Consider the following 12,658-nt stretch of genomic DNA (forward strand, 5'->3'; position numbering starts at 1 on the left):
AACCAGATCTGTCTTTTCGGTTTTTTATAAAGATAAAATAAAGAAAGTTTAGACTAAATTATGATTAAAGTATTAAAATGCCATGTGTGTGTGTGTTCTCTTACGACCTCTATTTTTTTCTTCGCGTACAATATAGATGCGAGTGCAGAAGATTATAAACCTTCATATAATTCTTTTTTTTAATCGTATTCGTGTGATACAGTTGATGCTGCTCGTACTTTTGAAAGTCGTGATAAGTTATATATGAGTGGATTGGATAAGAGAACTACAGATGTTATTTTTACAATACAATCTCATAACATAGTTATTAAGCCGGAAAAAAGTAAAGGGGAAAAAGGCGTTTCAGGAACTGGTTGAATTTTAGAATTAAATAGATCTGAGAAGATTACATCAGCAGTGATTGTGTCAAAAGATAATAAAACTTCTTTTAAAAAGAGTTTTATTATAGGGAATGGCGAAAAGAAAAGTGATAGAAATACCACGTTACCTCAATCTGTGGTTGGCGTGAAGCAGGGCGGTTTTTTTCCTTTGATGAAGGTAAGATTCAGGTTTCTGATGTTCATGGTATAGCGGTTGAAAGTGCCGATCCTGTTTTTAAGGAAAGATCATATGAGTTGCAGGATGGTCTTATGTCTGGGATTTTTTTTTGAAAACACAGAGATCCTTATTAAAGGACAAGGGGTTCACGGTTTGCATTTTAGAAGAGCTCCTTCGCAATATGAATATCAAGAGGGAGAGCTTCTTACAAGTTTAGGTGAATTTTGGTTTAAAAAGACTGCTCTTCATATTCCCTATGGTAGGGCTATTTATAGTAACGATGCTAGGAGGTCTCCTTATATTACGATATTAGAGGATTCGCGTATTTTTGCTGATCGGTTATTAGATGTCAAAAATAATTCATTTGTCGCGCTTGATGCCTATGCGTCTTTTCTTGCAGGAGGAGCACATATTGAGAAAGGTTCTTATGGTAGTGTTGCGTTATTCAATCGATCTCAATGGACTGTAAGAGCAAATAAAAATGCGCTTAAAAATAATCATAAAAAAGTTCTATATTTTGTAGATTCATTTCTTTCATTGGTAAGGCTTATTGATAGTTCTATTTTTTTCAGAAAACCAAGAAATGATTTTTTTAGACACTTCGTATTAGGAGATTGGATGATGATCGTGGTTTAGATTATGCTTACGTTGCAGGGGGGACGCACGTTTATATGTTAGTGCACATCTTGCTGCAAATGGTAAAAGCAAGGGAATAAAAGCTGATAAACTTCTTAATCTATGGTGATGTTTATGGAAAAACTAAGATGCATATTGTCGATGTTTTAGTGGCTTCAAAAAAATAAAGAACCATAGCAAAGGTAAGCAAAAAGACGATAAAAAGATAGTCTCAGTGTTTCAATTGTTCAGGTTTATGGAAAGGTTGCGGAGGATGCCTTTAAACTGGCAACAGATTATGTTGCTTTAAGAGGAGCGCCTTATCGATATAGTGTTTTCGTGCTAATGGTCCAAATTCTTCTTATAGATAGGTAAAAGGTGGGAATGAATCCGTTAAAGAGAAAAATATTGAGTATAATGGAAATTTTGGAATTATCGACTTGAAGTTGAATATGTTCAGAAACTTTCTCATCTGCGTCATATTCGGTTGGAAAATGATGTGTCTCGTTCTTTAAGCACTTATACTCATCATAATAATGTTTTCGCTGATCATGATGCTTTTGTTCTTTATTCTGAAGAGGGCGTTAAAGCGGTGGTCCCGCAAGTTTCAACATATCTGTCGATGCCCCATGCTTTGTTTCAGGTTGGTTTGATGGATATGAACAATCACAAAAAACAGCTGGAAACATTGCGTATCGCTGCTGGGGCTTTAGGGGAAAATGGTAAAAAATCTCGCACTTTTTGCGCGAGGCTACGGTGGAAGTTATCATTATGTTTCTGACCACCTGAGCTTCAATATGGCTATGGCGGAAATTTGAATTATAACGCTATAGAGGCAAGCGTCTTGCTCAATGCGATTGAGGATATACATCACACTTTGAGCTTTAGAATAATGGGAAATGATGGAAAAAATCTCTACAACCTCAAGATCTTGAAGAAAGTAAAAAAGTATATTTGATAAATGGTCTATTACAGCATATGGCAGCATGCAGCATGATACAGGCTTTTGTATAGATGTCCTTTTTTCCTATGGTTTATTTAAGGGGGATGTTCTCATGCAAGCAAGAGGCAAGACAACAACATTGAAGAGGAACACCTTTGAATGCTTCATTTGATTGCGGGTAAGTCATTTATGACAAGACATAAAGGGGATAGTTCGTTTTTGCCTTTCTCTATTTTTTCATAAGCCTTTTTTTCATGACCGAAGGTCATGTCGTTAATTTAAATGTCTTCAGATTCTTCCGAACACTCATATTTGTTACAATTACAATTATAGTTAGGGGTTATTTTTGATCCGCAGGTTTAGGTTATTTATCAAAAGGTGCGGTTATAAGGCGTCTGATATTGATGGTTTTGATATTGAAATGGAAAACTTGATCTGTGGGTGATGCGTGTTGGTGGGTCTTTAAGAAAGATGCTTTCTGTCTCTGAAGAGGGCATTGTTGTTTCTTTCAATGGCAAGCTTCATCTTGCCAATAGTTTTGGAGGAAAACAACGTGTACAATTTGGAGATGAATTCCAATGAGGGGCTTTTGGTTTTTCTCTAGAAACTGGAGTTGGGTTGAATACTCTGTTGTCCTCACATTTTGCATTGCATGGAGATGTAACTTATCAACATCGTCTTAGCAAATTAGCAAAGCTGGTTTTTCAGAAACCATTTTTTCAGGCGGTTTACACTGTCATTTCTAGCTATACATAAACTATATAGTAACTTATATATAAGTATATATTGTTATATTAAGTATTAAAAGTAGCTCTTTAGTTTTATATTTATTGTATTTTAAGAATTCCGTTAGTTTAAATATAGATATTATTCTTAAATGAATAAAAATAGGGGAATAGGAGTCGGGAAGAGTTATGTTTTATGTATTTAAAAGACATGTGTTTTTGTGTAACTTTACAACAGCTATTCTTTATTTTTTTCAGGTTACTTATGTTAGTGCTGCAGGATCTTCAAGTGAGGCAGGAGAGGCATTTTATAAATGCGATGATAGAAAAACACACTTTCTCGCAGATAAAGTTTATTACTTAAAAAATTCTCAGGAGGCTGCGCCTATTGCAGCTATATATGTAGAAAAAGCTGGCACTGTTGTTAATGCCTCTCAGATAACAGTTTATGGCGATAATTCAGATAAAATATCTGCCTATGGGGCGTATGTAAGAAATGGTGGAAAACTTAATCTAACAGCTGCAGATTTTAAGGACATACCTGCTCTTCGTGCTCAAAATGCAGTTATTAGCATGACAGTAGGGGAAATTAAAGGGGCTTCACATGCTATTTATGCATGGGGGAAAGAAACGGATATTTCTTTAGAGAGTGTGAATATCGATATTGAACCAGATAATTTGAAGGTAAAAGGGATCGGTATTATGAGTGGTTTTGATGCAATGGTTAGAATGTCAGAAGGTACCGTTAATTTTAATCAGATTGGCTCATTTTCAACTCGGTTTGGGGGGTGCTATATTCTTGATACTATGTGTATTACGGGGCAAGGAAGGAGGGAGGAAGCTAGAACAGATGGTGATGGCGCTATGGGGGTATTGCCTGAAGCTTTTGAGGTTTTTCAAGGGGGTGATGTTCATTTGAAAAAAAATGTTATTCATCTTAACAATATGCATGGATTCTTGATTAAAAATTTTTCAGGTTATGTAGACGATAATGGCAAATTAATTCAAAAGTATGTTTCACCAGATGGCTTTAAGAATACAAGTATTAAGATAGAAAAAAATAATATTTCTGTGAAAGGGGATGGAGTACATGGTTTGTATTTTAATGTTTTAGCTCCAGAAGAGCTTGCTAAGATGATTAGGCAACGAGATGATGAAAAAGTTTTAGAAATCCAAAAAGTTCTCACGGGGAAGGCATTTGTTTATTTATCACAGACAAATATGACAGTTCCAGATGGTATTGCGATTTATGCGAAGGGGAATAGAGGCTATGGGGCTGAAGGTATTCTTGAATTATCTGATGAAACAAAGATTTCTGGTGATTTGTTGCTAAAAGCTAAAAATAACTCTTCTCTATTGGTGAAAGCAAGTGCTTCTTCTCTTACAGGAGGTACGCGTGTTGACGATAAATCAACTATTGATTTAGAGTTAACCCACTATTCAACATGGTATCTTACTAAAAGTAAATACAACGGTTTACGGGAATCTGTTTCATCACTTTCTTCTCTAAGTCTTTCCAATAGTACACTGATCTTTAATGATGAAGATATATCGAATGGTTATCAAACGCTACGCATTGGAAAAAGGGCGGATATAGACGCAGGAGATAGAATTCTCGCATCAAAAGATAAAAAAGTCTACAGTGCTGAGGGAAATGCTCAGATTAAGTTGAGTGCATTTTTGAGTGATGAGGGTCTGTTTGATCCCGAAAAAACCGATCGTATATTGATTTCTGGTGATGTCTCGGGAACGACATTCATTCATGTGCGAAATTTTCCGAAAGCTGCAAATAAAGAAGTCTATGATGGAAGAGATCAAAGCATTTCACTTATTCAAGTTGCTGGAACAGCGCAGGCAGGTTCTTTTCAACTCGCCAATGGTTATGATAGTTATACTACAGTGAAAGGTTTTCCTTATCAATATCGTATTCGTGGTTATGGTCCGAATTCGCCCTTTGGAAAAGCGGATATTAAGCAAAGATTAGTGGAAGGTGAGGGGGATTTTTGGGATTTCCGTCTTGAAGGTATCTATATTTCTTCTAGAATAGGTACTTATAATGGTCCACTTATTAAACCGGCTTCGTTTTCATTATCTCGTCCTTTAGATTCTCCGCCCCCCAATCCACTTCCTACGTCATTGACATCTGCCACAGCTTCTTCTTCTACATCTTCTGATCCTGTTGATCCTCCCCCTCCGCCCCCCAATCCACTTCCTACGTCATTGATATCTGCCACACCTTCTTCTTCTACATCTTCTGATCCTGTTGATCTTCCCCCTCCGCCCTCCAATCCACTTCCTACGTCATTGACATCTGCCACAGCTTCTTCTTCTACATCTTCTGATCCTGTTGATCTTCCCCCTCCGCCCTCCAATCCACTTCCTACGTCATTGACATCTGCCACAGCTTCTTCTTCTACATCTTCTGATCCTGTTGATCTTCCCCCTCCGCCCTCCAATCCACTTCCTACGTCATTGACATCTGCCACAGCTTCTTCTTCTACATCTTCTGATCCTGTTGATCTTCCACCTTCTCCCTCCACTCCACTTCCTACGTCATTGATATCTGCCACAGCTTCTTCTTCTACATCTTCTGATCCTGTTGATCTTCCACCTTCTCCCCCCGATCCACTTCCTACCTTGTTGATGTCTGACTCGCCTTCTTTTTCGGCATCTCCTTCATCTGCAGATTCTGTTTCTCCTGCTCCTATTGAACCAAAGCCTTCTACATCTTCTGATCCTGTTGATCCTTCGTCTAATCTTCCTGTGTCGCTTAATGTTCAGTCTAATCTCCAAATTAGAGCTGTTGTTCCTCAATTGCCAACTTATCTTCTTTTGCCAAATACCTTATTTCATGCTGGTTTAGTGGATATGATCACGCAAAATAAGAAGGTAGAGACAATGCGGAATGCTTTTCATTCCTCTTGGAAGGATGATGAAAAGACAGCCTTTTTTCTGCATGCTTATGGTGGTAGTCATCATTATGCTTCCAATTTATCTGCTTTTGAATATGGCTATAACGCTGAGCTGAATTATAGTGCACTCGAAGCAGGTGTTTTGTTAAACGAGATTGAGAGTTTATACAGTCGTACATTCTTTGGGGCTTTGGGGAACTATGGAAATCTTTCTCTAAACCCACAGGATGTTGAACAAAGCAAAAAAAGCGCATTTGATAAATGGTCTGTTGGAGCCTATGGGAGTTTACAGCATGATACGGGTTTTTATATCGATGGAGTATTATCGTATGGACTTTTTAAGGGAGATGTTTTGACACTAGCACGGGGCAAGGTTGTAGCGTTAAAGGGTAAACAGTTTAGCGGTTCTTTAACAAGTGGCAGAACGTTTGCAACAGGGTATAAAGGTGTTATTTTTGATCCGCAGATTCAGGTTGTTTATCAGCATCTTCAGTTTAATCCGGCACATGATGTTGATAATATTGAGGTTGATTTAGGAAAATTTCATCAATGGGTGGGGCGTGTTGGTGGGCGTTTAAGCAAGACACTTAATATTTCTGAAGAGGGACGTGTCGTTTCTTTTTATAGTAAGCTTTCTTATTTGAATAGTTTTGAAGATAAGCAATTTGTTTCTTTTAAAAACGATTTCCAATTAGGTTTTTTTGGTTCTTCTTTAGAAGCGGGGCTTGGTTTTAATGCCAAATTATCTTCGAAATTTGTACTTCATGGAGATATAAATTATCAGCATAGACTGACAAAAGCAGGGTTTTCTGGAATGAGCTTTTCTGGTAGATTACAATATCATTTTTAGTTATCCATGAAATATAGAATAATTTATATATAAGTATATAAGAGTTATATTAATAATTAAGTTAAATATTTATCGTATATTTATTTTATTTTAAGAAGTTTGTAATATACATTATTTGATTGTTCTTCGTTAATAAATAGGGGTAAGGAAGAATGGTGATAAATGTATTTTACAAACATGCATTTTTATATAATTTTACAACAGCTATTCTTTATTTTTTGCAAATTTCCCATCTTGAAGCTGCTGGAAGTTTATGTGATCCAGAGGCTCCATTTTATAAATGCGATGATAGAAAAACACACTTTCTCGCAGATAAAGTTTATTACTTAAAAAATTCTCAGGAGGCTGCGCCTATTGCAGCTATATATGTAGCAAAGCAAGGCACAATTGTTAATGCGTCTCGTATAACTGTTACGGGTGATAATCCAGATGAAATATCTCAATATGGTGCATTCGTACAAGATAGCGGAAAGCTTATTCTAAGGGATTCAAACTTTAAGGATATCCCCGGTCTTCGTGTTCTAAATGGAGTTATTCAGATGAATGACGGGAAGATTGAGGGAACTTCGCACGCTATTTATGCATCGGGGAAAGAGACGGATGTTATTTTAGTTAGTGTCAATGTTGAAATTAAACCAGACAATTTGAATGCAAAGGGTATAGGGATTGTAAGTGGTCTTAATGCATTTGTTAGGATGTCAGGTAGCACTGTTACTTTTAATGAGATTGGCGCGTTTTCAACAAAGTTTGGGGGGAGATATCTTCTCGATACCATGACGATTGAGGGAAAAGGAAAAAAATACACTGCTATAGTTAATAATGAAAGTGTCGATAAATTACCAGAGGCTTTTGACATATTGCAAGGTGGGGATGTTCATTTGAGGAGTAGTTCTATTGTGCTTAATGATATGCATGGCTTTTTGGTTAAAAATTTTTCAGCTTTTGTAAATAGTAGAGGCCAGCCTATTCATAATTATGATCTATCAGACGCTTTTAAGAAGACAAATATTGAGATTGAGAGCTCAAATATTTCTGTGCAGGGAAAGGGGGTTTATGGTCTGTATTTTAATCTATTAGATCCAAACACAGTGGCTGAATATTATGGACAAGAAGGTGTTTCAAAAGAGCCAAGAATCACTATGGGAGAGGCATCTGTTCGTTTAAAACAGACAACTTTCACAGTTCCAGATGGTACAGCTATTTATGTTACTGGGCAGGGCGGTTATGGAGCCAGTGTTTCTCTTGATTTATCAGAAGCAACAAAGATCTCTGGTGATTTGTTATTAAAAGCTGAAAAGAACTCTTCTATATCTATTAAAGCAAGCGCTTCTTCCCTTACAGGGGGTGCGCACGTTGAAGATACTTCTACTGCTAGATTAGAATTAACGCGTGGTTCTACTTGGTATCTCACAAAAAGCAAATATAAAGGTTTGCAGGGTTCTGTTTTTACAGATTCATCACTTTCATCTGTGAGTCTTTCTGATAGTACATTTATTTTCAATCGGGATGTATCCAGCGGTTATCAAACATTGCGTATCGGGAATGAACGATACAAGGAGGCATACAATGCGGAGGGTAATGTTCAGATTAAGCTCAGTACGTTTTTAAATGATGATGGTTTGTTTGATTCTCAAAAAACCGATCGTATTTTGATCGATGGAGATGTTTCCGGCGCTACATTGCTTGTGATGGAAAATTTTTCCAAAACTTCAGAAAAGAAAGTAAGCGGTGAAGGAAGCAACAGTATTTCACTTATCCAAGTTTCTGGATATGCGCGTGAAGATTCTTTTAAACTAATGGGCGATTATACTGCAATAAATGGTTTGCCTTATCAATATCGTCTTCGTGCTTATGGACCAAGTTCTTCTTTTGGAAAAGCAGATCCTATGAATAGATTAGTTGCAGGAGATCGGGACTTTTGGGATTTTCGTCTCGAGGGTATTTATATTAGTCCTAAACAAGATTCTTCTACGATTTTACCTATTCAACCTTCACCTTCTGCGCCGGTAGATCCTACACCTACAGACCCTGTTCTCACTCCATTACCTACACCTATTACACCAACACCTGCTCCGTCTGAGCCCTCTGATCCAAGTGATCCTATACCTACAGATCCTTCACCTTCTTCTTCTGTGCCTATTACACCAACACCTGCTCCGTCTGAGCCCTCTGATCCAAGTGATCCTATACCTACAGATCCTTCACCTTCTTCTTCTGTGCCTATTACACCAACACCTGCTCTGTCTGAGCCCTCTGATCCAAGTGATCCTACACCTGCAGATCCTTCATCTTCTTCCTCTGTGCCTATTACACCAACACCTGCTCCGTCAGCGCCCTCTGATCCAAGTGATCCTACACCTGCAGATCCTTCATCTTCTTCCTCTGTGCCTATTACACCAACACCTGCTCCGTCAGCGCCCTCTGATCCAAGTGATCCTATACCTACAGATCCTTCACATTCTTCTTCTGTGCCTATTACACCAACACCTATTCCGTCTGAGCCCTCTGATCCAAGTGATCCTATACCTACAGATCCTTCACCTTCTTCTTCTGTGCCTATTACACCAACACCTGCTCTGTCTGAGCCCTCTGATCCAAGTGATCCTACACCTGTAGATCCTTCATCTTCTTCCTCTGTGCCTATTACACCAACACCTGCTCCGTCTGAGCCCTCTGATCCAAGTGATCCTACACCTGTAGATCCTTCATCTTCTTCCTCTGTGCCTATTACACCAACACCTGCTCCGTCTGAGCCCTCTGATCCAAGTGATCCTACACCTACAGATCCTGTCCCCACTCCGCCTGTTCCTGTTAAGCCTGATATTCAGCCCGAAATGGGAATTAGGGCGGTTGTCCCACAGTTGCCAACTTATCTCCTTTTACCAAATGCTTTATTCCATGCCGGCTTGATGGATTTTGCCTCTCAAAATAAAAAATTGAAGGCAATACGAAGCTTTTCTGGAGGTTCTTTGAAAAGTGATGAAAATCCAGCATTTTTTATCCGTGGTTATGGTGGAAGCTACCACTATGCTTCAAATCTTTCTGCTTTTGAATATGGCTATGGAGCAGAACTTGATTATAGTGCACTGGAAGCAGGTGTTTTGCTGAAAGAAATTGAGAGTTCAGAGAGTTGTACATTCTTTGGGGTCACGGGAACTTATGGAAAACTCTCTCTCCATCCTCTAAATGTTGAACAGAGCAAAAAAAGCGCATTTGATAAATGGTCTGTTGGAGCCTATGGAAGTTTACAGCATGATACGGGTTTTTATATCGATGGAGTATTATCGTATGGACTTTTTAAGGGAGATGTTTTGACACTAGCACGGGGCAAGGTTGTAGCGTTAAAGGGTAAACAGTTTAGCGGTTCTTTAACAAGTGGCAGAACGTTTGCAACAGGGTATAAAGGTGTTATTTTTGATCCGCAGATTCAGGTTGTTTATCAGCATCTTCAGTTTAATCCGGCACATGATGTTGATAATATTGAGGTTGATTTAGGAAAATTTCATCAATGGGTGGGGCGTGTTGGTGGGCGTTTAAGCAAGACACTTAATGTTTCTGAAGAGGGACGTGTCGTTTCTTTTTATAGTAAGCTTTCTTATTTGCATAGTTTTGAAGATAAGCGATTTGTTTCTTTTAAAAACGATTTCCAATTAGGTTTTTTTGGTTCTTCTTTGGAAGCAGGTCTTGGGTTTAATGCGCGTCTTTCTTCAAAACTTTCTCTTTATGGAGATATAAATTATCAGCATAGACTGACAAAAGCAGGGTTTTCTGGAGCAAGTTTCTCTGCTGGTTTGCGCCACCTTTTTTGACAAAGTATGATATGTCTTTTTATAAAAAAGGCAGTAGAAAATGCTGCCTTTTACTTTATTAAAATCTTCTCTTATTTTTTCTAAATGGTTCTTTTGTCTTGATGAAAAAGGTCCACAATATATGATTTCTTTGGTTTGTGATTGAAAATGCCTCGTAAGTGTGTTTATTTTTTAGAGAGGAAGATGGGTTTCATGCGCAATTGCTTCTGGAGGATTGTGCGGCTATTTTAGCTGTAATGGTTGTTGTTTTTTTCTTAAACAGAGATGTTGATAATACCACACTCACCATTTTCGCTACCAAAGGCAAGGTTGTGTCCTGTCTGATCCCAGTTGAGCGCTGAAATGGCGCTTTTTCCATAGCCTTTTAGAAGAACCTCTTTTCCATCGTGAAAATGTGCACACAAAATCATTCCGTCATTGAAGCCTATTGCTACAATGTCTTCGCTTGGATGGCATGCAACGGTGCTGACAAGTGCATTTGCTCGTGTGCCCAGTTCTAATGGTGTTTTTCCCATGGGGCCATCTTTTGTATGAAAGGGCCAGACAATGGCTGCTGATGCACCGGATGTTGCTAACCATTTTCCCTTCGCGCTCCAAGACCAGCTTTTGACTTTGCTTGGGTAGCCACTCATGCGGAGATGCTGATTATCAGTGAGACGCCAGCCATGGAGGGCGTTTTCTTGCATGGTAGAAATGACATAGCGGTTGTCTGGTGAGAAGGTGACACCAAAGTGTGCTCCTTTCCAGACCAATGTGGTGGGAGATGTTTGTGTTGATAACCAATGAAGAGTAACACCATTGTAATGGGCAACGGCAAGGCGTAATCCCTTTGGAGCAAAAGCAAGACCTTCTATACTGCGTTCATGTATAAGCTCTTGCAGTTCTTTGCCAACATTTGCCAGTGTGATACGTGAAGAGGAAAAAGCAAAAACTTTCCGTGGTCCAAATGCAACATTGCTTATCCATTTGCCTTCCTGTTTGCCCAGTACTTTTGTATGACCATCTGCTGTTGTTTGACAGACCTTTCCGTCTTCTCCACCTGTAATGATAGCTGTGTTATCATGGGAAAAATGGCTAGAAATTATTCCTTGGTGAACTTCAATGGTTTGTGGGATTGGGTTAAAAAAAACAATAAAACCTTCAACCGAGACAAAAGCTGGTTTGTTATCAATAAAACCGGAGGAAAGACAATAATTTTGTAAATTGTAATTGGTAATGCTTGGCATTGTTACTCGCTTATGCACAATTTTCAAAACCCGTTCTCAGTTTTTCGGCATCAAGGGTGCGGCCAATAAAAACAAGTCGACTTTCACGTTTTTCATCTTCACGCCATGGACGTTGGTGCTGTCCTTCAAGGATCATGTGTATGCCTTGAATGACATAACGATCATCGTCTCCTTGAAATGCGATAATGCCTTTTAAACGCAAAATATCGGGACCCTGTTGTTGCGTGATCTGTTGAATCCATGGGAAAAATTTTTCTGGTTGAAGGGCACCTGTTTTTAAACTTACAGAGGTTATTGTAATATCATGAATGGTGGATTTGTGGTGATGTGCATGATCATGATTACAATCGGGACCACAGACATGGTCTGCGTGCTGATGGTCAAGAAAATGGGGATCATTATCTAAAGTGCGTTGGAGGTCAAAGGAACCTCGATCGAGGAGTTTATCAAGAGGGATGTTAGCGCGCTCTGTTGCGTAAATTATGGCTCTGGGATTAATTGCAAGAATGAGCGATTGCGCGTGTGCACGTTCTTCTTCGCTGACAAGATCAATTTTATTTAAGAGAACAATATCAGAGAAAGCAATTTGCTCTTCAACTTCTCGGCTTTTTTTAAGTTGGTGTGAAAAATGCTTTGCATCAACGACTGTGATGACACTGTCGAGAGCGGTTTTTTCATGGACCGTATCATCCATAAAAAAAGTTTGTGCAACGGGGATTGGGTCAGCAAGCCCTGTTGTTTCTATAATGATAGCATCAAATCGATGAGAGCGTTGCATTAGACTTTCCAAAATGCGAATAAGATCGCCGCGCACGGTGCAACAGACACAACCATTATTCATTTCATAAATTTCTTCGTCCGATTCAACGATAAGATCATTATCGATGCCAATTTCACCAAATTCATTGACAATGACTGCGTAACGTTTGCCGTGGTTTTCACTCAGAATGCGATTGAGAAGAGTGGTTTTTCCTGATCCAAGATAGCCTGTGAGAACCGTAACAGGAAGTTTTGTGGGAGTGTTTTGCGTCTTTTCCATGG

General features: G+C 38.8%; 6 protein-coding genes and 1 pseudogene. 5 read left to right on the top strand and 2 right to left on the bottom strand.

Features of this window, described 5'->3' with window-relative positions; all coding sequences use genetic code 11:
* Positions 1-609 precede the first annotated feature (609 nt).
* The 5 genes and pseudogenes from ACFIKB_RS07380 (at position 610) to ACFIKB_RS07400 (ending at position 10,391) form a co-directional block, all read left to right on the top strand.
* Positions 610-1,173: a hypothetical protein gene (locus tag ACFIKB_RS07380; protein ID WP_375644981.1), complete on the top strand. Its 564-nt coding sequence runs from the start codon at positions 610-612 to the stop codon at positions 1,171-1,173.
* Positions 1,174-1,651: 478 nt separating this feature from the next.
* Positions 1,652-1,933, top strand: coding sequence for a hypothetical protein (locus ACFIKB_RS07385; protein WP_375644982.1), 282 nt, complete (start codon positions 1,652-1,654; stop codon positions 1,931-1,933).
* Positions 1,934-2,431: 498 nt separating this feature from the next.
* Positions 2,432-2,841 (top strand): annotated as a pseudogene (locus ACFIKB_RS07390) (autotransporter outer membrane beta-barrel domain-containing protein); the annotation flags it as partial.
* A 168-nt stretch (positions 2,842-3,009) separates the two neighbouring features.
* Positions 3,010-6,582: an autotransporter outer membrane beta-barrel domain-containing protein gene (locus tag ACFIKB_RS07395; protein ID WP_375653189.1), complete on the top strand. Its 3,573-nt coding sequence runs from the start codon at positions 3,010-3,012 to the stop codon at positions 6,580-6,582.
* Positions 6,583-6,734: 152 nt separating this feature from the next.
* Positions 6,735-10,391 (top strand): autotransporter outer membrane beta-barrel domain-containing protein, encoded by a 3,657-nt coding sequence (locus ACFIKB_RS07400; RefSeq protein ID WP_375653191.1) that lies wholly within the window; start codon positions 6,735-6,737, stop codon positions 10,389-10,391.
* A 254-nt stretch (positions 10,392-10,645) separates the two neighbouring features.
* On the opposite strand, the gene ACFIKB_RS07405 is transcribed toward ACFIKB_RS07400, so the two are convergent.
* Entirely contained in the window at positions 10,646-11,617 is a 972-nt protein-coding gene (locus tag ACFIKB_RS07405) for a WD40 repeat domain-containing protein (protein ID WP_375647643.1), read from the bottom strand.
* Between the two features lie 10 nt (positions 11,618-11,627).
* Entirely contained in the window at positions 11,628-12,656 is a 1,029-nt protein-coding gene (locus ACFIKB_RS07410; RefSeq protein WP_375653194.1) for a CobW family GTP-binding protein, read from the bottom strand.
* Positions 12,657-12,658: the final 2 nt, after the last annotated feature.

The sequence above is a fragment of the Bartonella sp. MR110HLJHH genome (assembly GCF_042194225.1).
GTDB classification, from domain to species: Bacteria; Pseudomonadota; Alphaproteobacteria; order Rhizobiales; family Rhizobiaceae; genus Bartonella; species Bartonella grahamii.